Genomic DNA, 21,722 nt, shown 5'->3' with positions numbered 1-21,722 from the left:
AATAAGAAGGTGAATGCAATGGGAAAGAAACGAAAACAACAGCAACGCGTGGATAGTAGCGTTACAGCTAGTCTACCAAAGCAGGAGGCAGTTACATTAGCCGATCAGCTAGGCGGTGACGTGCTTGCCAAATTAAAAGCTGCCAAGCAAGATTTAACAGCGAAAGAGCAGGCCGCAGAAGAAGAGCGCCAAGCAAAGCTGGCCTTTGAGCGCAAACAACGCGAAAAAAACAAATCGTTTGAAGAACTACTAAACGAATACGGCGACAAAGGCTCAAAATTCTAAAGAGAAACAGTGAATCCAAATGCGGATTCACTGTTTTTATGTTTTATTGGAAAGATTTCGAGATTTATCGGAACAATTTTATGTTTTATCGGAAAGATTCTAAGATTCATCGGAATGATATTTGTTTTTGTTGGAAAAATAGTTGTGAAGGAATTTATTTACATTATATTCCTCTAATGATAAAATTAATCACCTTTAAATACAAGGATAAAATTAATCACCTTTAAATACAAGGATAAAAGTGGCTATCCTTTATTTAAAAATAAAAAACGGGAGACGCTGCCAATACATATATCTCTTAATAGTTTAGTTATAATCTATGATAGGAGAGAAAAAATGATTGAATTAAGTACTAAAAGATTAAGATTAATCCCATTACATGCAAAGTATTTAGACTTACTAATTCATGAAGAGAAAACATTGGAAATAGAGTTGTCAGTAAGTAGTAAAGAAGTTTATCTTGATGAGGAACTAAGACAAGCTTTGAAGTTTAGACTAGCAAAAGTATTAGATGATGAACAAAATTATTTTTGGCATACAAATTGGTTAATCGTATCGAAAGAAACAAATAGTATTGTTGGTGGCATAATGCTAAAAGGTCTACCGAATGAGCAGGGCGATGTCGTAATCGGGTACTATACATTTCCACTATATCAGGGAAAGGGATACATGACGGAAGCTGTTAGGATGATGAAAGATTGGTTACTACGTCAATCTAACGTTAAGTATGTAATGGCCGATACTGATAAAAATAATATTGCCTCACATAAAGTATTACAAAAAGCAGGGGCAATTTTATATTCAGAATCTGAAGAACTATATTTTTGGAGATTCGAATAAGATGATAAAAAAACAAAGGGAACACTTTAAATTTTTTTAAAAATCAAGAGTCAAAGTAAGACACTTAATAGATGAGTGTCCTATATATGATAATAAGTAATTTTTAAGCTGAACTAATTTTAATATAGTTCAGCTTTTATTTGTGTTTATTGAATGAGGAAAAAATTACATATATAAAACAAGACCATACATTGTTAAGATTTGATAGGTCAAGTATTCTATGGAAAAAATAGAGCGGGAGCGTTTCTCCAACTAACCAAGCAGTATACTATTGAAAAAAATAAGAGTAAAGAATTAGGACATAAGGGGGTGTTTATTATTGAAGAGAAAATTTCAAAGACTTTAAAACGCATAGAAGAGGATATTAAAAATGATGATTTGGGGAAAGCGAGGGATAGATTACACGGGTTAATATCAACCTTTCCAAATGAAATAGAACTCCGTAAAAAGTTGGGAGACATTTATTTCGAGTTAAAATATCCTGCAATGGCTGGTCGATACTGGTATTTAGAAGAGAATAAGACTCCAATAATGGTACATGCATGTATTGAATTTGAAAAATCTATGGGAAATGACATTGATAATATAGCAAGAGCATTAAAGTATAAAGGTGATATTGAACTTTTAAAAGGACTTGAATTAGATCCAGCACTTTTATTTATCAATAAAGTAAAAGAAAAATTAGTAGAGGAACCAGATGCTTCAATAGAGGGTGAACATAAATGGATTATTTTTGGTTGTCTTTCAATAATAATTTTAATAGTTATTTTTGCAGTAGTTGGAGTTTATACATTTTTTAAATGGATATTTTAAATTAAAATAATTTTTCATTATAGGATAATAGAAAGAAATTTTTTCTCACAAGGTGTAATAGCTGAAAAGTGAGGCAGTATTTGACGAACTTTTTAAAAGGATAATGAAAAAGAAATTTAATTATAGTGTTAGTTAAAGAAAAATATTTCTAATTGTATGGAGGAGTCATGTTGGTTAACGTAGTAATTACAAATGCTAAAGAAATGATTCAAAGGTCTGGAACATCCACTAGGATAGCGACAGTTGGAGAAATAAATGACCTAAATGAAAAACTAGATATTAAACTTCCGGAATGGTTGATAGAATTAATGACTATGGTAGAAGTGTGTGATAGTGAATTGGTAGTTCCTTTAGATGAAGAAGCTGAATTACGAATAGAATTCTTGAATCCAAAGTGTATTATTCAAGAATGTTTATTAGCTGTTCCTGGATGTGAAGTACATAAAAATGGTTATATTTGTATTGGATTAGAAATAGGTATGGGAAATCCTTACGCAATAAATATACATGAAGGAAATAATCCTCCTGTCTATTTATTAAATCATGAATATGGTGAAGAGACTGAGATGATAATTGAAAATAAACTAACTATAGTAGAGAAATTATCCGACCTTTTCCTAGTTGCGACCATAAAAAGTAAAATTGTTGAATAGCACTTTTAAGACTTTTTAATTTATGTGATGACGAGCGAGGATAGGTATGGAGTAATACATCAAGAAGTATGCCCAGGGTTATGATTTGATAGGTAAAGTTTTTATGGAATGAAATTGGAAGTTTCCCTCCAACAATTGAAGAATTTTTTTACTGACTGAGCAGGTTAGTGATAGAATTACTCTTTACTTATTGGCTATGTTATTCAAAACTGTTGTTATTTGAATTTAACGAACGAATTTTCTACAGTAATCTTAGATGAAGAAGTATAACTGCTTATTATTCAATTAAAGGGCGGCTTTTTCGTGGGAGGATAAAATGATGATTTTAAGGGATATGGATTTATGTAATGCTGACAACAGGGCCTATATAAAGAAAGGACTGTTTTTTAGTTTTCAATGTCGAGGAATTGTGAAATTATTTTTACTGAATCTCTCGAAATATGTAACAGAAGATGTGAAAAAAATTAATTTTTATTGTGATGAGAACGCCTCACAATATAAAATCACTTTTCACGTCGACGGATTTTTAGACGTAACAGTTCCTTATGATGTACCAGCATTTTTTAAGTTACAGGAACAACAGAAAAAGGAAGAAGCGCTCGAGCTTTTATTGCAATCTCTTCTATTTGTTGCTAGTGAAAAACAGTGGAATCCGCAGCCATTTTATCAAGCATATGAAGAAGTTAAAAAGCAGAATTATCGTTGTTTATATACGTGGAAAAAGACGAAAGCAAGTCCAAATCGAAAATACAAGGCGAAGGTCGAATGTGAACTTACAACAACAGAGGCGGTTGTAAAATTAATTGTTTTAAACAAGGAGCAGACTTTAAAAGAAGTTATTGTCACGACTACTGAATCAGATGAAGCCCTATTTGATATGTATTTAGGTGAAATAAAGTGGGTGAGTTCCTCTGAAGTACGATTATATCGAAAATATACGCGCAATCCAGAATCGAATTATGCGTATATTCAATTATCACAAGAATAAAACGACGCGATTATTTAATAAATTCAAGTCCCCTTGGATTTTTATATTAAAATTTCTATATAATAATAAGGGAATTCCCATCTTTCTGCGTCGGTTAATCCGATACGATTCTACACATGCTTGCTACTTAAGCTTGCCTGCCCCTTTCGTTCAATAAGAACCGTTAAAACTGTACGCTAAAGCCATCAAATTTATGGATTCCTGTACCAAATTTAGTAAGTTTATTTTCATTCAAAAACTTAACTGCAATTTTTACTTCGTTTAAAATTTTTGGTTCAAGTCCTAAAGTATTATGTGAACCGTAAACCATTGAAACGTTTGGTATCTCTGCAATTTTTTTTAATGAATTAACTAAATCAACAGGGCTTGTTGAAGGATAAAAAGCATAGATAGGGGTTTCATCATATAGTAAATCCCCTGTAAACAAATAACCGTTTGTTTCATCAAAAACACAAATATGACCAGGAGAATGTCCAGGAGTATGATAGATGACTAATTTTCTATTACCCAACTCAATTACATCGCCATCAACTAACAAATCTGTAGGTTCCCCTTGAAATGGTTGATATGTGTCTGGATTAAATGTATTTGGAGTAGGTAATATTATATCTCTACTAATATCTTTTCGAATTTGCTCTATTGACAAACCTTTTATTCCATTCACTAACCAATCTTTATCTCCCTCATGAACATAGATCCTTTCAAATTCTCCATGACTTCCGATATGATCTGCGTGGACATGAGTAGTGATGACCTCAATCGGAAAGGTAGTCAATTGGTCAGTAATTCTCTTAATATTATCAATTCCAAGACCAGTATCAATTAGTACCGCTTTTTGATTACCCAATAATAAAAATGAATGTACCTTCTCCCAATGTCCATATTCACTAATTGAGTAAGTATTCCCATCAATCTGTTGCACAGTAAACCACGAATCTTTAATCATTCATTACCTCCAAAAAATTATTTTACTTCCTTATAGTATAACCCAGTATCCTTTTGCCACTTTAAGAGCTGCTTATGCAACTCAAGCCTCTGCTAGTTACAATGAACGCCCTCTGTATATCTAGAGCGGATAAACATCTATATTCAAAAGTTATTTATAAATCAATTTCATCTAGCACTTCTTTGGTGGTTTTATTAATTAATTTGATTGTTCCTTCTTCTAGAGCAGTGCCACTTTCAAAGTACCAAATATACAATCCTTTCAATTGATATTCTTCTACGACTTTAGTAGGTAACATTTCTAAATTTAGTATTGTAGCATTTTTATCATCAAGTTGAAGAAGTCGGTCATCGCCATCTTTAATTAATCCAAATATTAGATTTTCACCATGTCCTTTATAACCGTTTAATTTTTCATAATTTCTGTTATGATCCATAGGCCCCCAAGTAAGGAATTCCGCTTTCCATCCCCAAAGTCCTTTTCGTACATACGTAGCTCCTAGATTATTTTTATCTTTTATGAAAAAGAAAAGAGCATTACTGTTTATTTTATAGGCTGGAATTAACGCTAAATCTTTTTCAACGGCAAATATAGCTTCTTGAGGTACTGAATAGGAACTAGATTTTTCGGAAACTAACCATATAACAGTAATAAAAATTACGATTACTGCAAATGCGATACCTGTTTTTTTGTTTAAAGTCACTTGAACACCTCGCTTATTTACCATTATTTTACCACGAAAGTCTATTCCTCTCTTCAACTACCATCTTCTTCACCAAAGGATACATATAATGGATTTATTGATGCGCTCAAAAAATATGATGATAGAGGTAGTAATGAAACTATTCAAGAGTTTTTAAATTCGAATAAAAATAAAAAGTGGGATGAAGTGGAAATGTTAGGGGTAATGCTGACGGGCCAAACGCAAAATTTTAAAGCCTTATAAATTCAAAGTTTTGTTCGTGGAGCTTCAGTAGGCGCCACTACACAAATCGTACCTTATATTAAGCCAGAAAAATAACGAGTAGAGATTTTAGAATTACACAAATAAAGCTGAACTAATATCAAAATTAGTTCAGCTTAAAAATAATGCAATTATAATGTTGCACATTAAAGCGCCCTTTGTCTTTTAAAAATTTTCCTCATCAACACGACAATCCCAATAAAAACAATCGCTCCAGCTGTATCCAAAATAACATCCTGTCCGCTCATCGTACGTCCGGGTGTAAAGCTTTGACGAAACTCATCAAGCATTGCAATAAGAGCTGTTCCGGCAATAGCGACACCTGCGGCGAATCGACGTTTTCCCCATGCAAAGAAAATACCAAGTGCGATACAGCCGAATCCAACAAAATGTGTTAATTTCCGAATTAAAAATTCTACAAACTTAAAGTAACCACGTTCTTCCACAGAAACAACTGTGTCCCAATAAGGAATTTTTAAAACAGATAATTGCTTTTCAAACGGTTTATTTGCTAATACTTGCTCCAATTCAGGAATAAGAGATTGTTGTTCATAGGTCATACTAGAGGAGATTGCAAGTACTATTAAAAATGTTATTAAGATAATCCATTTTTTCATCGGTGCTCCATATATTGATCGGCTCTTGTTAGCTCTTTTACTGCTTTAAAATCTGTTAACGAATCCATTTTTTCATAGGCAGCGAGTGTTTGCGCAAGCTGTTCCTGTGAGCTTGCACCAATCACTGTTGAGGCTATAGTAGATTCCTTTAAATTAAAGGCGATTGCTAGTGCATGTAAATCGTCATAATGTGAAGATAAGCCTGTTAATACTGCTGTTAATTCGTCTACTGTATATGTGTTATAGCCATTGACACGCTGTAAACGTTCTTTCCAGTTATTTGTTAGAAAACCCTTTGAAACAGTCCCACGGGTTACTACGGAAGCCCCTTCATTGGTAATAAAGTCGAACCATTCTTCTGGACGACGGTCTAAAGCACTATATTGCATCATGACACTTTTTGCAGAGCTTGCTGGTAAAAAACGCTTTAGTACATTTGGTCGAATAGAGGAAATACCATATTCTCGAATCAATCCATCCTTTTTCAAATCTTCAAAAGTGTCGATAATGCCATCCCAATCGTCCTCAATAGTCCCACCGTGTAACTGATAAACATCAATATAGTCAGTTCCTAGTCGTTTTAAGCTAGCGTGTAGAGCTTTCTTTATATAAGACGGAGATGCATCCCAATGCCAACCTTCTATACCCTCTGTCCATCGATTTCCAACTTTTGTAGCGACTATAACATCCTGACGTCGCTTCCCTAAAATAGCACCAATAATTTCTTCGTTTGCCCCATAATCATATAAATCTGCTGTATCGATGTAATTAATACCAGCATCTAATGCCATATCGACGATCTCAGCAGCTTTTTTCTTATCTGTCGAAAGAGACATGCCCCCTAAACTAATTTCTGAAATAAACAATTCACTTGAGCCAAGCTGTCTTTTTTTCATGCCAATGTCCTCCTTCGATTTCTCTACTTGTAATGGTACAATGAACATATCTGAAGAACAAGCGAGGTTATAGTCAATGAAAAAGTTTGAAGAAAAAACGACAAAGACTACATCCATTTATGACGGGAAAATTGTAAAACTACAGGTTGATGATGTCACTTTACCGAATGGTAATGTTGCAAAACGAGAAATTATAAAGCATCCAGGCGCAGTTGCAGTTATTGCTGTTACCGATGAAGGCAAGTTAGTATTAGTAGAGCAATATCGCAAAGCTTTAGAACGTTCAATTATTGAAATTCCAGCTGGTAAGCTTGAACCTGGTGAGGAGCCAATAGTGACGGCGCGCCGAGAATTAGAGGAAGAAACAGGTTACGGTGCGCAAAGCTTAACTTATTTACAAGCGTTTGCAACATCTCCGGGCTTCGCAGATGAGATCATCCATCTATTTGTGGCAAAAGATTTATATAAAATAGAAAACAAAGCTGATCTAGATGAGGATGAATTTGTCGAATTATTAGAAGTTTCGTTGGAAGAAGCGGGGCAAATGGTTGCAGATGAGCGTATATTTGACGCCAAGACAGCGTTTGCAGTACTTTGGCTTGCGGCACAATAAGAAAATAATCTTTAGCATAATAGAAGCGGACGAGCATAAGCTGTACAAACCTTGATAGAAAAGGAGCATGTTTATGTCTCGTACGGTGTCTATATTTTATCACGCTTCCATAATTGCTGTTAGTTTCGTTTGTGGCGTTATCTTATTTCATATTATCGGTGGGCCGAATGCAGAGCCTTTTATTTCATTTATAGAGCCTCGTTTAACAAATGGGGACAGGCATTCTCTATTTCGTTTAGTATTACCTGTTGCTGTTTCAATAGCTCTTGTACTATTGCTGGCAACACATAGTGTCTTGAAAGTTATAGTACGTGTAACAGTAGCGATACGTGCTACCTTTTTTGGCTTTAGCTCGGTTTTTTTATTACAAAAGCTTGAAGCTTTCTGGGTTTATACGATTTGGTGGTTTCCATTTCAGCTCATCTATTGTATATTGTTGCTAAACCTATGCAATTTACTCGTACCAGCTTGGTCAAAGAGAAAAATCGGGAAAATGATAGATGGTCGGACAATTTTGTTGAATTTTATCGCATTTTTCATCATAATAGTGGCTGAGTTTATTGTGATTTCTTATGTATTAAATTGATTGAAACAATTCATGGAAATTTAAATTCTTTCAGCGGGTGTCCAAACATCTGTACCTGTAGCTACGCTTTCGGTACAAAAAACATCCGCTGAAATAGAGGAACTCAGTCTAAGAACGCCACGTCCTGTGGCAACGACTGAGTGACCAACATCATGCTGTGTTGCTGTCGCTTCGCTTTCGCACAGACAAAAACACGTTGCTGACGCTGCGTTAGCACTACGCTTTCGCGCAAAAAACATCTGTTGGCCCAAAGCCTCCGGACGCAATTATGCCGAGGCATAATTGATCATCAGGTAAAAACATACAAAAGCATATTCGAAATCTATTCATTATCTTGTAATAGGATTTACTCCTTTGGTATAATGGAAAGAGTTTAGGGGGGCGTCACATGGAAAGCCGAATTGATCGTATAAAAAAACAGTTGCATAGTGCTAGTTATAAGCTGACGCCGCAGCGAGAAGCAACAGTTGCTGTACTGCTTGAGCACGAGGAAGACCACCTAAGTGCAGAAGATGTTTACCTTTTAGTAAAAGAAAAGGCACCAGAAATTGGTCTTGCTACTGTCTATAGAACATTAGAGTTACTAACTGAGCTCAAAATTGTCGACAAAATCAACTTTGGCGATGGCGTTTCGCGCTATGATCTACGCCAAGAAGGAGCTGCGCATTTCCACCATCATCTTGTTTGTATCGAATGTGGTGCGGTTGATGAAATTCAGGAAGATTTACTTGAAGATGTGGAAGCCGTTGTTGAAAGACGTTGGAACTTTATCATAAAGGATCACCGACTAACTTTCCACGGCATTTGCTGGCGCTGTCATGATAAAAACGACGAATTGAATGAAGAAAAATAACAAGAAGCTGTCTGTTTTAATCTTAAGTATAGATTGAATCGGGCAGTTTTTTGTTTTATACAAAATTAGTATTTTAGTGTAATAGCTAAACGAATAGGGGGGCGTTTTAGCACAATTCCAATAGCCGTGATAAAATAGAGAATAATTGACAGTAAGGGGGCGCTGTGATGAATGAATTTCAATATGCAATAGAGGATTATATCCATTTTATCCAAGTAGAACGACAATTATCTGATAATACATTAGCATCTTATCGCCGAGACTTAGAAAATTACGTGAATTTTTTGCGGGAAGTGGAGGGAATGTCTGATTTTCGTAAAGTGGAAAGGACAACCATTTTACGTCATTTAGAGCAGTTACGTATGCAAGGAAAGACAAGTCGTACTGTTGCCCGCCATATTTCCTCCATTCGTAGTTTCCATCAATTTTTACTCCGAGAAAAGCGAGCAGAAACAGATCCGACAGTTCATTTAGAAATGCCGATCATTGAGCAGAAGTTACCAAATGTCCTCTCTATTGAAGAAATTGAAGCTTTATTAGCGGCACCAAACCGCAGCAAACCACAGGGTATTCGGGATGTGGCAATGCTAGAGCTATTATATGGGTCAGGGATGCGTATTAGTGAGCTGATTGCATTGGATTTAGCAGATATTCACCTAACAATGGGCTTTGTACGGGTTTTTGGTAAGGGAGGCAAGGAGCGTATTATTCCTCTTGGAAAAAGCGCCCTTTCTGCATTAAGTACTTATTTAGATGGCGCACGGTGTCAATTACAAGGAAAATATCCAAAAACAGAAGCATTTTTTATCAATCAAAGAGGAAAACGTTTAACAAGGCAAGGATGTTGGAAATTAATGAAGGAGCACGCTTTAAAAGCAGGCATTCAACATGAATTAACGCCACATACATTACGTCATTCCTTTGCAACACATTTAGTGGAGAACGGTGCGGACTTACGAGCAGTACAGGAGATGCTTGGACATGCCGATATTTCCACAACACAAATTTATACCCATATTAGTAAATCTCGACTATCAGAGGTTTATAAGCAATTTCATCCACGTGCTTAAAATTATTTGTTAGTCGGAGGTCTGACCTTTATTTTTCGCTGTTTTTTGGTAAAATAGAGACATGAGATTAGGAGGCAAAATTATGAATAAACCATTTAATAAAATCCATGTAGTAGTATTGGACTCAGTTGGAATTGGTGAAGCTCCAGATGCAGCGAATTTTGGAGATGTAGGTTCACATACTCTTGGACATATCGCTGAAAAAATGAATGGGCTTACAATGCCACATATGGAGTCTTTCGGCTTAGCAAACATTGAATCATTACAAGGTATGAAGGCTACTGACGAACCAAAAGCATACTACGGAAAAATGCAAGAAGCATCTGTTGGTAAAGATACTATGACAGGGCACTGGGAAATCATGGGTTTGAATATCGATAAACCGTTTAAGGTGTATCCAGAGGGATTCCCTGCTGAGCTTATTGCCGAGCTTGAAAAACGTACAGGTCGCAAAGTCCTTTGCAATAAACCTGCAAGTGGAACACAAGTAATTGAGGATTTTGGCAAGGAGCATATGGAGACAGGAGCGATTATTGTCTATACATCTGCTGACCCTGTTTTGCAAATTGCTGCACATGAGGAAATTATTCCATTAGACGAATTATATAAAATTTGTGAAATTGCTCGTGAGCTAACATTACAACCAGAATATTTAGTTGGCCGTGTTATTGCTCGACCATTTATCGGTACGCCAGGTAACTTCACACGTACATCTAATCGTCATGACTATGCGTTAAAGCCATTTGGTCGTACAACGATGAATGTCTTAAAGGATGCAGGCTTAGATGTTATCGCAATCGGAAAAATCTCTGATATTTTCAACGGTGAAGGCGTTACAGATGCAGTACGTACGAAAAATAATAAGGATGGTATGGATAAGTTTGCAGAGGTAGTGCGTCGTGATTTCCATGGTATAAGCTTCTTAAACTTAGTGGACTTTGATGCGAATTTTGGACACCGTCGTGACCCTCTAGGTTATGGTAACGCACTTCAAGAATTTGATACACGTTTACCTGAAATTACTGAGGCAATGACAGAAGAGGATCTACTAATCATTACAGCGGACCACGGTAACGACCCAACATTCCCAGGGACAGACCATACACGTGAATATGTACCGTTAATTGTCTATTCACCACGTTTTAACGGTGGTAGTGAACTAGCACTTCGTGAAACTTTTGCAGATATTGCAGCGACAGTTGCTGAAAACTTCAAAGTAGAAGCACCAGAGTTTGGTAAAAGCTTCTTAAATGATCTAAAGTAAGGGGGATTTTCGATATGAATATGGCGCAGCTATTTGAAAAGAAGAAGCAAGGCAAGGAGCTAACACAGGCTGAAATTCAGTATTTTGTAGAGGGTTACACTACTGGTGCAATTCCTGATTATCAAGCAAGCTCCCTACTAATGGCAATCCGTTTATTGGGTATGACATACGATGAAACATTTTATTTAACAAAAGCAATGATAGAATCTGGAGATGTTATTGATTTATCTTCTATCGAAGGTTTTAAAATTGATAAACACTCAACAGGCGGTGTAGGCGATAAAGTTACACTAATTGTTACTCCGATAATCGCTGCACTAGATATTCCAGTGGCGAAATTTAGTGGTAAGGGTCTAGGCATTACAGGTGGTACAATTGATAAATTAGAATCGATTCGTGGCTTTAAAACAGAGCTTTCATCACAAGAATTTATCGACAATGTCAATAAATATAAAATTGCAGTTGCTGGTCAAACAGGCAATCTTGTACCAGCTGACAAAAAATTATATGCATTGCGAGATGTGACGGGTACTGTCGATTCTACACCTCTTATTGCCGCGTCTATCATGAGTAAGAAAATAGCAAGTGGTGCAGATGGCATTGTACTTGATGTCAAATGTGGCTCAGGTGCATTTATGAAAACAGAAGAAGAAGCGCAAGTTTTAGCTGATACGATGACTGCAATCGGTGAAAAGCTAGGGCGTAAAGTAGTTGCGCATATTAGTGATATGGATAATCCACTTGGGAAAATGATTGGTAATAAGCTTGAAGTAGTAGAAGCATTTGCTCTATTAAGTGGACGTATGGACGAAACGCATGAGGATCTTCTAGAGGAATGTATTATTATCTCTTCACTTATGTACCAAGTTGCAGCAGGAGTAAATGAGACTGAAGCAACAGCAGCTGTTAAACGAGTATTAGAGGATGGTTCGGCTGCAACAAAATTTGAGGAATTTATCGTAGCGCAGGGTGGCGATGTAGCAGATATCCTACAAAAAGACACAGCTAATAAAGTTGCTGTCAAAGCACCAATGGAAGGCACTGTAGGGACGATTAATGCATTATTAATCGGAGAAGCAAGCGTTGGTCTTGGGGCAGGTCGATTAACAAAAGAATCTGAGCTTGATTATGATGCTGGTATTCAATTGATTGCTAAAAAAGGCGACCATGTTCGTGCTGACGAGACGATTGCTTATTTATATTCAAATCGTCAAATCGATGAGGAAACAATCGAAAAAGTACAAAAGGCTTATACAATTGCCTAAATTATACGAAGCGAGAACTCTCTTTAACAAAGAGGGTTCTCGCTTTTTTTAGTTCTATGGAAAGGCGGAGAGTCTAAGTGGCGGAAGGAGGGGTCAGAGCGACGCGACGGAAAGAAGTCAGAGTGACGGAAGGAAGAGTCAGAACGACAGAAAGAAGGGTCAGAGCGACGGAAGGAAGAGTCAGAACGACAGAAAGAAGGGTCAAAGCGACGGAAGGAAAAGCCAGAGCGACGGAAAGAAGTCGATGCGACGGATTGAAGGGTCAAAACGACGGATAGAAAAGCCAAATCGACGGATAGAACCGACAAAGTCGCGGATAGAGCAGCCAAAATCGTGGATAGAACCGTCAAATTGACGGAACGAAGAGCCAAAGTTTTGCCGGCCTTTAGCATAATAATTATTGTGAAAAGTGCCAGTCGTGTTTAAAAAATGTTGATTTATCCCATACTGAATTTAACCTAAAAAGCTATAAGTATGTCGATTTGCCACTATTTCGGAAGACTTTGCACTAGTTCTGTCAGGCGCAAGGAATCACCACATTGAATGTGGAATTGCACGAGGAGGAGGCGATATTCATGCATTTTCAATTAGAGATGGTAACAAGAGAGACAGTAGTTATACGTTTGTTTGGGGAGCTCGATCATCATGCAGTAGAGCAAATTCGAGCTAAAATTTCTACAGCAATTTTTCAAGGCACTGTATCGACCATCATTTGGAACTTAGAGGGGCTTTCTTTTATGGATAGCTCAGGTGTAGGTTTAGTGCTTGGTCGGATGCGTGAGTTAGAGGCAGTCGCTGGACGAACAATTTTATTGAATCCATCGCCGACAATGCGAAAAGTATTTCAATTTTCAGGTTTAGGGCCGTGGATGATGGATGCAACTGAAGAAGAAGCGATTGATCGAGTTAGGGGGATTGTAAATGGATAACGAAATGACATTAACTTTTTTAGCACTTAGTGAAAATGAGGCCTTAGCGCGTGTAGCGGTGACAGGTTTTATCGCACAATTAGATCCAACAATTGATGAGCTATCCGAATTTAAAACGGTTGTCTCAGAGGCTGTTTCTAATGCCATTATTCACGGTTATGAAGAGGATGGTAAAGGCGTTGTTACAGTTCATGCAAAACGTGAAGATGATATTGTAACGGTGTCTGTTATGGATAAAGGTATTGGTATCGAGGATGTAAGCCAGGCAATGGAGCCGTTATTTACGACGAAAAGTGCAATGGAACGTTCAGGTATGGGCTTTACTATTATGGATAGTTTTTCAGATCAATTGACCGTAATGTCCAAATGGCAACAAGGTACAACTGTCACGTTTACGAAGAAATTTTACTCGGTTCGCACACCGGTAATGTGAGGCTGCAATTTTGAAGCCACTAGAACAGTCGTCCGATAAGCTATTGTCACAGGGAGAAATGCGAGATTTAATTGCACGTGCACAGCAGGGCGATCATGAGGCTCGTAAACGAATGATTGAAGGGAATACGAGGCTTGTGTGGTCTATCGTCCAACGCTTTACAAGCAGGGGCGTGGAGCTCGAGGATTTATTTCAAATTGGCTGCATAGGGCTCATGAAGTCTGTGGATAAATTCGATCTTACGTATGATGTTAAATTTTCGACATATGCGGTACCAATGATCATTGGAGAAATTCAACGATTTCTAAGGGATGATGGTATGGTGAAGGTTAGCCGATCTATTCGTGAGCTTAATTTTAAAATTCGTCATGCAACTGATGAATTCATTAAAAAAAATGAGCATCCACCAACCATTCATGAATTAGCACAGGTTCTTGGAGTCACGTCTGAGGAAATTGTAACTGCTTCTGATGCATTAAGAGATCCTGCTTCCTTGCATGAACAATTGTATGAGAGTGAAGGGGATTCTATTACTTTAATGGATCAGATGAAGGACGAAAAATCTGAACAGCCATTTGACTATATACCATTAAAAGAAGTGCTCACAAGACTTGAGCCAAGAGAGCAATCAATTATTTATTTACGATATTTCTCAGATTGTACCCAAACTGAAATTGCCAACAGGTTAGGCATATCACAAGTTCAGGTATCACGATTAGAGAAAAAAATTCTTGCCCAATTAAAAAATTGGATGGCAACAAGTGCCACAGTAGAAGAGGAAGAAGTAAAAAAAGACATTTAAGAAAATGGTGACAGCATGACAGAAAAACTATTTAACAGCTTAGAAGAAGCCGAAAATTTTCTTAAAGAACAATTTGGTGACGGCGAATCATTTGACGTTAGTATTAAGCATGTATTTGTCAAAGATTTGCCGGTTCTTTGCGCATATATAAGCGGACTTGTTGATGGCATAGTATTAACTCAATTACTCTCTAACATGTTGCCTGATGAGGACATTGATATTGATGATGAAAAGGAGTATTTTGAAGCCTATTTCAATTACCAAGGCCGTTCAGAGGAAACCAAACGTGAAGCCATTTTATTATCAATATTAAGTGGACAAGTAGCCTTTATAACTAAAAGTGGTTATGGCTATGTTGCTGAGATTCGAAGTTATCCAGGACGTACCCCTGCGGAGCCTGACAATGAAAAGGTTATTCGTGGATCCAGGGACGGTTTTATAGAAGGTATTTCACAAAATGTTGCTTTGATTCGTCGGCGAATTCGCAATAGTAATTTACGTTTCGAGCTACATAAAATATCCGAAATCGGTCAAACGGATGTCGCGCTAGCGTTTATAAAGGGTATTGCGAGTGAGGAAACGCTCGATAAATTGCGACAGCGCATTAAAGAAATTAATCATGATGGCTTGACTATGACAGATAAATCACTAGAGGAATGGCTGTTTAAACAGAAGTTTCATCCAGTTCCTTTTGTACGTTATACGGAACGACCAGATATTACCGCAGCGCATTTACTTGAGGGACATATAGCCATTGTTGTCGATACGTCTCCTTCTGTCATTATTGTGCCAGCAACGGCCTTTCATTTACTGCAGCATGCTGAGGAGTATAGACAGGCCCCAATGGTCGGAACGTTCGTTCGTTTTATGCGCTATTTTGGAGCGATTATGGGTTTGTTATTATTGCCATTGTGGTATTTATTTGCAACTCATGGGATACATTTACCGGATGAGTTATCTTTTTTAGGGGCGAAGAAAAAATCGCATATCCCACTTTTACTACAAGTACTTATTGGAGATGTAGGGATAGAGTTTTTGAGGATGGCCGCCATTCATACCCCATCTCCATTATCCACTGCGATGGGGTTAGTTGCCGGTGTAATTATTGGTCAAATTGCTATTGATGTTGGGGTATTCTCGCCAGAAGTAGTGTTATATACAGCCATTTCAGCTATTCTGACCTTTATTATTCCTTCTTATGAGCTGGGTATCTCCATTAAAATCTTTAGACTACTATTGTTAATAATGACTGGAATTTGGGGAGTTAATGGGTTATTTATCGGGATTTTTATATTATTTACGTATTTATGTTCATTACGTCCGATGCAAGCGCCATATTTATGGCCACTTATTCCGTTCTTTCCAACAGCGATGCTTCGCGTACTTATCCGTTTCCCAATGACAGCAGATGCATTAAGACCTTATGTAGTCGATTCTGAACATCGAAAAAGATCATAAGAGCCGTTGCACTCGTTTTTTTCATGTGATAAAGTTCACATATAGTATTTTGTGATTTTTGCGAAAATTGTCTTCATTCATCAAAAGGTTCACCACGATAAGTGGGCATATATGTGATATTAGCCCTCGTGTATTGTTCGAACCCTTGTTGAATGAAGCAATACCTTTAAAAATAGTAGCAATACTACATTTTATAATTGAGGTGCAATTTTTATCACAAGATGGAACGATGTGAAAAGGGAGAGATGCACATGCATTTATATGGAACACAAGCGATTTCTGAAGATGGTCATTTAACGATTGGACAGGTAGATACATTAGAGCTTGCAAAAGAGTATGGTACACCCTTATTTGTGTATGATACGGCGCTTATTCGTAAGCGTGCACGCGGCTTTATTGATACGTTTAAAAAACTAGGTGTAAAAGCAGAAGTAGCTTATGCTTCTAAAGCATTTGCATGTGTAGCTGTGTACCAATTAGCGGCAGAAGAAAATCTATCTTTAGACGTTGTCTCTGGTGGAGAATTATTTACAGCTTTAAAAGCTGGATTCCCTGCTGAGCGTATTCATTTCCATGGTAATAATAAGAGCATTGCTGAATTAGAATTAGCCTTTGACTCGAAAATCGGTTGTATTGTTGTAGATAACTTCTATGAAATTCAACTTTTACAAGAAATCTCTGAACGCCGTCAACAAAAAATGCGTATTTTACTACGTGTCACACCAGGTGTCGAGGCACATACGCATGATTTTATTACGACCGGTCAAGCGGATTCTAAATTTGGCTTCGACTTAAATAATGGTCAAGCAGATGAAGCTTTCCTACAAACTTTTAACCATGAATTCCTAGATCTTCTAGGATTACACTGCCATATTGGCTCTCAAATTTTTGACACAGCGGGCTTTGGCTTAGCAGGAGAAAAACTAATTGATAAAATTTCTGATTGGAACAAGACTCACGATTTTACGTGTACTGTGTTAAACTTAGGAGGGGGCTTCGGAATTCGTTATACTGAGGAAGATGCACCGCTTGAGCCACAAGTATATGTAGAGGATATGATTACAGTTGTAAAGAACAAAGCGACTGTACTTGGACTAACAATGCCAGAAATTTGGATTGAACCAGGGCGTTCACTTGTAGGCGATGCAGGGACATCACTTTATACTATTGGTTCACAAAAAACAGTGCCTAATGTTCGTAAATATATTGCTGTCGATGGTGGAATGAGTGATAATATCCGTCCGGCATTGTATGATGCGAAGTACGAGGCGGTCATTGCGAGTAAAGCAAATGAATCAAAAAATGAAACATATACAGTGGCTGGTAAACTTTGTGAATCGGGCGATAAATTAATTATTGATGCTAAGCTTCAAGAAGCAGCTTCTGGTGATGTGCTTGCAATCTTCTGTACTGGTGCGTATGGATATTCTATGGCGAGTAACTATAATCGTGTACCACGACCAGCAGTTGTATTTATAGAAAATGGCAAACATCAATTAGCAATTCGACGCGAAAGTTATGAAGATATTGTACAAAACGATCTCCCGCTAACGTTAAAAAAGGGTGAGTAAATATGAGAAAAAACAAATGGGTATTACTGGCGTCCATTTCAACTTTTGTTTTGTTGTGGGGCGTTTTATATTGGGTATTGGCGTCTAAAGGTATTCTCGGACCTGGTTCGTAAGACAGAAATTGACTTGCGGTAAAAGTACAAATCGTGTAGGATAGTCAAAGATTATGTACAGCTAGAAAAAGAGGGAATAGACAAATATGTTAATTCGATATAAGAAAGCTTTCGAGAAAATAGCAATGGGGCTACTCTCGTTTATGCCTAACGAAAAAGACATAAAAAAGCTCACAGAGACAATCAACTCCTATGAAAATAATGATAATTGGGTTTTATATTTATGGAAAAAGAACGATGAGTATGTTGGCATTGTTGGACTTGTAACAGACAGTAATAATATAGCTACGATTCAACATGTTTCCGTTGTCCCATCTTATAGAGGTGAAGGTGTTGCGAAGGAAATGCTACAGGAAGTAGCAGAACTTGGCCGGTACGAAAGTGTGCGTGCAACGGAGGAAACGCGTAATTTTGTTCAGAAATGTATAAATTGTATCGATGAAGAAGCAGACGATCATTGACGTCTGCTTTTTCTTTGTTTGCTTTCTTGACGTTCTGCAAGAATATGTGAGCGATCTCGAAGCATATGTTTATGAAGAAGATAGTTAGAGCTACTTGATGGTAAAAGCTGAATGCGAGCAAATACTAATTCCTCCAATTTGGGTGAAAGAGAAAGTTGAAATGCTTGAAAGGACTTGCCTATTTGGATAGCAGAAAGTGTATCTGTTAGTTGTGTTAATAGTATTTTATAGTCGATTTCGTCAAAAAAAATGTGCCCTTTATTATATTGAAAATTATGGAGTGCTTTTTCTAAGATTCGCGTAGCGCCAATATAATTGTCACGTCGATAATGATATAAACCTGTTGCGAGCTGTACGTATCCAACGAGAGGGTGCTTTTTATCACCTGGAGCAATATCCTTCCAGTATTCCTCAAGGACTTCATGGCATTCAAAAAAATCTTGATTACCATTGAAAAAAGCACAGTAGTCGATAAATAAAGTATGATGCTGTGGATGCATTTTGGGCTCCTTTCTACTATACTAAAAGAACATAGAATCTCAGGGTGGTAAAACAATGTCTTATGAAGTAAAATTAGAAGCCTTTTCAGGGCCTCTTGATTTATTATTGCATTTAATTCACAGATTGGAAATTGATATTTATGATATCCCAATGGCTGAAATTACTCAACAATATATCGACCATATACATGCTATGCAGGTACTGGAGTTAAATGAGGCTAGTGAATATTTAGTGATGGCTGCAACATTATTGGCCATTAAAAGTCGTATGCTCCTGCCAATTCATGAAGGTGAGCTTGAAGATGCCGAATTAGAAGTCGACGGTCCAGACCCTCGTGAAGAACTGGTGCAACGTTTAATAGAGTATAAGAAATATAAAGAAGCAGCAAGTAGCCTACAAGAGCTTGAAACAGATCGGGCACAGGTATTTTCACGGCCACCAGCCGATTTATCTGAGTTAGCATCAGATGAGCAAATGGCGTTATTTGATTTGAATGTCAACATCTATGACATGCTGGGGGCCTTTCAAAAACTGATGCGTCGAAAAAAATTAAAAAAACCATTAAAGACAACTGTAGCGAGACAGGAACGCTCAGTGAAAGATCAAATGCGTTCGGTTGTCGATTCATTACTATCTACAGGTGGACGTGCATCATTTTCCGAGCTTTTTCCCTATGAAGATAAGCCAACGCTTATTCTGACGTTTTTATCCATTCTGGAATTGATGAAACGTCAGATAGTCATCGTAGAGCAAGATGGTAACTTTGAAGAATTAACAGTTACATTACAGAAGGAGGAATGGGATGATGACGAAAACAATGATGCTACAGAGTAGAATAGAAGCCTTATTATTTGTCGTTGGAGACGACGGCTTAACTATTAAACAATTGTCACAACTTTTAGCTGAACCTGAAGAGTTAATCGTACAGAAAATGGAAGTATTGAAAACAACATATGAAGAAGATTTAGCTAGAGGCCTTACTATAAAAGAAATAGCAGGAGTTTATCAGCTAATAACAAAATCTGAACTAGCAGATACTATTCAAAGATTAGTAGAAAATCCAACTGTTCAATCATTATCGCAAGCCTCGCTTGAGGTATTGGCTATTGTGGCATACAAACAGCCAATTACACGTGTAGCAATTGAAGATTTACGCGGTGTGAAATGTGAAAGACCTATACAAACACTCGCTTCGAGAGGATTAATTAAGGAAGTTGGTCGCTCAGAAGGGACAGGACGTGCAATCTTATATGGTACAACAAAAGAATTTTTAAACTACTTTGGTTTAAATAATATAGAAGAAATGCCGCCTCTACCTGAAGATGAACTAATTGAAACAGAGCAAGAAACAGATTTATTTATGACGAAATTCCAAGAAACCTTTAGTGGAGTAAAGTAAATAAGTAAGGCATAATGCTTTGCTTTAAACATAAATATATTCTATATTTTCCTATTACTTTTAATAAGGAGTGGCTCGTTGCTTCGGTTAGTACGTTTAATATTGTTCATGATAGTTGTGGTAATGTTAATGCTTCCTCAAACCAGTTTAGCACGTGGTGGTAGCGGATATGCTGTTTTAGATGGTGATACAGGCCGTGTTTTATTCGAATCGAATAGTGATGCACGGTTACCAATTGCTAGCTTAACAAAAATTTGGACAGCACTCGTTGCAATCGAAAATAGCAATCTTCAAGATGAAGTGGTTATTTCACCGAGAGCTGCGACGGCTGAGGGCTCATCAATTTACTTGCAGGCAGGGGAAAAAGTTACGGTAGAAACACTGTTATATGGTTTGATGCTACGGTCAGGAAACGATGCAGCAACAGCTTTAGCAGAGCATGCTGGTGGATCGGTTGAAGGGTTTGTCAAGTTAATGAATGAGCGGGCTGTTGTTGCTGGTCTCACAAATACAGTATTTATGAACCCGTCTGGCTTGCACCATGATGAGCATTTATCGTCAGCAAGGGATACTGCTGAAATGTTGAGGATTGCTCTTCAAAATAAAACTTTCAAGAAGATTGCCTCCACAGTTCTATATCGTGCCAATACTGAAAACGGGATGTTATGGGAAAATAAGCACCGCTTATTACGAGAAGGGTCAGAGGTTGCCATCGAAATAGGTGATGAGTCCCGACTACCAGTTAATGCATTAAAATCAGCAAAAGGTTCAGCATTCGCTGGAAAAACAGGCTTTACAAAGGTGGCTGGTCGGACACTTGCAACTGCCTTCCAAAAGGACGGGCAAACATGTATTGTCGTCACTTTGAATGAATCCGATGACTGGAATGTACATCGGGGGTTAGCGAACAAGGTTTGGCAAGATTATAGTCTTGAAACTGTAGTAAAAGAAGGTAAATACAAGGTCAATAAAAATCTATCCATTCGTTTAGAGCAACCAATTCGTTTGCAATTAAATAAAGAAGAAAAAGAAAGTGTAAGGCAAGTTTTGCATGTTTCTCGAAAACGTAAGGAAGGTGTACTATCCCTCTTTATCGGTGAAGAGCGTATCTATGCAGTGCCAGTAAAAGTTGAATCAGCGGATCGTTAAAAGCGATTCGCTGATTTTTTGCATTTTGAAAGGTGGATGTCGATATAATTCAGAAGTTGGGCGATAAAACATGAAAGTTTATCTATAAAAATTAAAGTTGGGTGATAAAACGTAAAATTGTTTCGATAAAATTTAAAAGTTGGAAGATATTTTGTTAATACGTATGTCACACCTTCGTGACTAACGACGTGTCGCTGCCCTATCCGGACGCTCCCAGTAAAGCTCCCAACCGGAACAGAAATCAACCTCACGA

The 21,722-nt window shown here is 37.3% G+C and carries 26 protein-coding genes and 1 pseudogene; 21 read left to right on the top strand and 6 right to left on the bottom strand.

From position 1 onward, the window contains the following. Positions 1-18 precede the first annotated feature (18 nt). The 5 genes from ACFVT8_RS10090 to ACFVT8_RS10070 all read left to right on the top strand — a co-directional run bounded on the left by ACFVT8_RS10090 (position 19) and on the right by ACFVT8_RS10070 (position 3,579). Entirely contained in the window at positions 19-285 is a 267-nt protein-coding gene (locus tag ACFVT8_RS10090; protein WP_132363177.1) for a YqkE family protein, read from the top strand. A gap of 336 nt (positions 286-621) precedes the next feature. Next, the gene (locus tag ACFVT8_RS10085) at positions 622-1,125 is read left to right on the top strand and encodes a GNAT family N-acetyltransferase (RefSeq protein WP_387080231.1); all 504 of its coding nucleotides are present in this window, start codon (positions 622-624) and stop codon (positions 1,123-1,125) included. Positions 1,126-1,443: 318 nt separating this feature from the next. Next, a complete protein-coding gene (locus ACFVT8_RS10080; protein ID WP_387081494.1) occupies positions 1,444-1,938 on the top strand; it encodes a DUF6584 family protein in 495 nt (164 codons plus the stop codon). Positions 1,939-2,108: 170 nt separating this feature from the next. Next, complete coding sequence (locus ACFVT8_RS10075) at positions 2,109-2,591, top strand: SMI1/KNR4 family protein (protein WP_387080233.1); 483 nt, start codon at positions 2,109-2,111, stop codon at positions 2,589-2,591. A gap of 316 nt (positions 2,592-2,907) precedes the next feature. Continuing rightward, positions 2,908-3,579 (top strand): hypothetical protein, encoded by a 672-nt coding sequence (locus tag ACFVT8_RS10070; protein ID WP_387080234.1) that lies wholly within the window; start codon positions 2,908-2,910, stop codon positions 3,577-3,579. A gap of 163 nt (positions 3,580-3,742) precedes the next feature. On the opposite strand, the gene ACFVT8_RS10065 is transcribed toward ACFVT8_RS10070, so the two are convergent. Together ACFVT8_RS10065 and ACFVT8_RS10060 are read right to left on the bottom strand one after the other, a co-directional pair. Further along, the gene (locus ACFVT8_RS10065) at positions 3,743-4,525 is read right to left on the bottom strand and encodes an MBL fold metallo-hydrolase (RefSeq protein WP_387080236.1); all 783 of its coding nucleotides are present in this window, start codon (positions 4,523-4,525) and stop codon (positions 3,743-3,745) included. A 154-nt stretch (positions 4,526-4,679) separates the two neighbouring features. Then, entirely contained in the window at positions 4,680-5,285 is a 606-nt protein-coding gene (locus tag ACFVT8_RS10060; RefSeq protein ID WP_387080238.1) for an aspartyl-tRNA synthetase, read from the bottom strand. Between the two features lie 3 nt (positions 5,286-5,288). On the opposite strand from ACFVT8_RS10060, the pseudogene ACFVT8_RS10055 reads away from it, so the two are divergent. Then, a pseudogene (locus ACFVT8_RS10055) lies at positions 5,289-5,546 on the top strand (anti sigma factor C-terminal domain-containing protein); the annotation flags it as partial. Positions 5,547-5,635: 89 nt separating this feature from the next. Here the strand turns inward: ACFVT8_RS10055 and ACFVT8_RS10050 are convergent. Together ACFVT8_RS10050 and ACFVT8_RS10045 are read right to left on the bottom strand one after the other, a co-directional pair. Next, the gene (locus ACFVT8_RS10050) at positions 5,636-6,106 is read right to left on the bottom strand and encodes a VanZ family protein (RefSeq protein ID WP_387080240.1); all 471 of its coding nucleotides are present in this window, start codon (positions 6,104-6,106) and stop codon (positions 5,636-5,638) included. Continuing rightward, a complete protein-coding gene (locus ACFVT8_RS10045) occupies positions 6,103-7,002 on the bottom strand; it encodes an aldo/keto reductase (RefSeq protein WP_387080241.1) in 900 nt (299 codons plus the stop codon). Before ACFVT8_RS10045 ends, ACFVT8_RS10050 begins: the two co-directional genes overlap by 4 nt. A 76-nt stretch (positions 7,003-7,078) precedes the next feature. Between ACFVT8_RS10045 and ACFVT8_RS10040 the strand changes: the two genes are divergently transcribed. Together ACFVT8_RS10040 and ACFVT8_RS10035 are read left to right on the top strand one after the other, a co-directional pair. Continuing rightward, on the top strand, positions 7,079-7,615 hold the full coding sequence (locus ACFVT8_RS10040; RefSeq protein ID WP_387080243.1) for an NUDIX domain-containing protein: 537 nt from the start codon (positions 7,079-7,081) through the stop codon (positions 7,613-7,615). Between the two features lie 73 nt (positions 7,616-7,688). After that, positions 7,689-8,201, top strand: a complete 513-nt coding sequence (locus ACFVT8_RS10035) for a hypothetical protein (RefSeq protein WP_387080245.1) — start codon at positions 7,689-7,691, stop codon at positions 8,199-8,201. A 20-nt stretch (positions 8,202-8,221) separates the two neighbouring features. Here ACFVT8_RS10035 and ACFVT8_RS10030 read toward each other — a convergent pair whose 3' ends face one another. After that, complete coding sequence (locus ACFVT8_RS10030; RefSeq protein ID WP_387224263.1) at positions 8,222-8,452, bottom strand: hypothetical protein; 231 nt, start codon at positions 8,450-8,452, stop codon at positions 8,222-8,224. 137 nt (positions 8,453-8,589) lie between these two features. Here ACFVT8_RS10030 and fur point away from each other — a divergent pair, with 137 nt between their 5' ends. The 10 genes from fur to ACFVT8_RS09980 all read left to right on the top strand — a co-directional run bounded on the left by fur (position 8,590) and on the right by ACFVT8_RS09980 (position 18,420). Then, complete coding sequence (gene fur / locus ACFVT8_RS10025; protein ID WP_370046075.1) at positions 8,590-9,054, top strand: ferric iron uptake transcriptional regulator; 465 nt, start codon at positions 8,590-8,592, stop codon at positions 9,052-9,054. 167 nt (positions 9,055-9,221) lie between these two features. Beyond that, entirely contained in the window at positions 9,222-10,124 is a 903-nt protein-coding gene (gene xerD / locus ACFVT8_RS10020) for a site-specific tyrosine recombinase XerD (RefSeq protein ID WP_387080248.1), read from the top strand. Positions 10,125-10,206: 82 nt separating this feature from the next. Then, positions 10,207-11,388 (top strand): phosphopentomutase, encoded by a 1,182-nt coding sequence (gene deoB / locus ACFVT8_RS10015; protein ID WP_387080249.1) that lies wholly within the window; start codon positions 10,207-10,209, stop codon positions 11,386-11,388. Positions 11,389-11,402: 14 nt separating this feature from the next. After that, complete coding sequence (locus tag ACFVT8_RS10010) at positions 11,403-12,653, top strand: thymidine phosphorylase (RefSeq protein ID WP_387080250.1); 1,251 nt, start codon at positions 11,403-11,405, stop codon at positions 12,651-12,653. 575 nt (positions 12,654-13,228) lie between these two features. Then, on the top strand, positions 13,229-13,582 hold the full coding sequence (spoIIAA, locus tag ACFVT8_RS10005; protein WP_387080252.1) for an anti-sigma F factor antagonist: 354 nt from the start codon (positions 13,229-13,231) through the stop codon (positions 13,580-13,582). After that, entirely contained in the window at positions 13,575-14,015 is a 441-nt protein-coding gene (gene spoIIAB, locus ACFVT8_RS10000) for an anti-sigma F factor (RefSeq protein ID WP_387080253.1), read from the top strand. The genes spoIIAA and spoIIAB overlap by 8 nt, the downstream gene beginning before the upstream one ends. Before the next feature lie 10 nt (positions 14,016-14,025). Further along, positions 14,026-14,817, top strand: coding sequence for an RNA polymerase sporulation sigma factor SigF (gene sigF / locus ACFVT8_RS09995; RefSeq protein ID WP_053483127.1), 792 nt, complete (start codon positions 14,026-14,028; stop codon positions 14,815-14,817). Positions 14,818-14,832: 15 nt separating this feature from the next. Further along, positions 14,833-16,275, top strand: coding sequence for a spore germination protein (locus tag ACFVT8_RS09990; protein ID WP_387080255.1), 1,443 nt, complete (start codon positions 14,833-14,835; stop codon positions 16,273-16,275). Between the two features lie 251 nt (positions 16,276-16,526). Then, positions 16,527-17,846, top strand: a complete 1,320-nt coding sequence (gene lysA, locus ACFVT8_RS09985; RefSeq protein WP_387080257.1) for a diaminopimelate decarboxylase — start codon at positions 16,527-16,529, stop codon at positions 17,844-17,846. 199 nt (positions 17,847-18,045) lie between these two features. Continuing rightward, complete coding sequence (locus ACFVT8_RS09980; RefSeq protein ID WP_387080259.1) at positions 18,046-18,420, top strand: GNAT family N-acetyltransferase; 375 nt, start codon at positions 18,046-18,048, stop codon at positions 18,418-18,420. Here the strand turns inward: ACFVT8_RS09980 and ACFVT8_RS09975 are convergent. Further along, positions 18,414-18,920 carry a DUF309 domain-containing protein gene (locus ACFVT8_RS09975; RefSeq protein WP_387080261.1) on the bottom strand — a complete coding sequence of 169 codons (507 nt, stop codon included), beginning with the start codon at positions 18,918-18,920 and terminating at the stop codon, positions 18,414-18,416. The genes ACFVT8_RS09980 and ACFVT8_RS09975 overlap by 7 nt on opposite strands. Positions 18,921-18,975: 55 nt before the next feature. Here ACFVT8_RS09975 and ACFVT8_RS09970 point away from each other — a divergent pair, with 55 nt between their 5' ends. The 3 genes from ACFVT8_RS09970 to ACFVT8_RS09960 all read left to right on the top strand — a co-directional run bounded on the left by ACFVT8_RS09970 (position 18,976) and on the right by ACFVT8_RS09960 (position 21,469). Next, positions 18,976-19,755 (top strand): segregation/condensation protein A, encoded by a 780-nt coding sequence (locus tag ACFVT8_RS09970; protein ID WP_387080263.1) that lies wholly within the window; start codon positions 18,976-18,978, stop codon positions 19,753-19,755. Then, the gene (gene scpB / locus ACFVT8_RS09965) at positions 19,727-20,320 is read left to right on the top strand and encodes an SMC-Scp complex subunit ScpB (RefSeq protein ID WP_387081496.1); all 594 of its coding nucleotides are present in this window, start codon (positions 19,727-19,729) and stop codon (positions 20,318-20,320) included. Before ACFVT8_RS09970 ends, scpB begins: the two co-directional genes overlap by 29 nt. Before the next feature lie 78 nt (positions 20,321-20,398). Beyond that, a complete protein-coding gene (locus ACFVT8_RS09960; protein ID WP_387080265.1) occupies positions 20,399-21,469 on the top strand; it encodes a D-alanyl-D-alanine carboxypeptidase family protein in 1,071 nt (356 codons plus the stop codon). Positions 21,470-21,722 lie beyond the last annotated feature (253 nt).

This window comes from Lysinibacillus sp. NPDC058147, assembly GCF_042884205.1.
Taxonomy (GTDB): Bacteria; Bacillota; Bacilli; order Bacillales_A; family Planococcaceae; genus Lysinibacillus.
The sequence above is the reverse complement of the archived record's forward strand: the minus strand, read 5'-3'. Positions and strand labels throughout refer to the sequence as shown.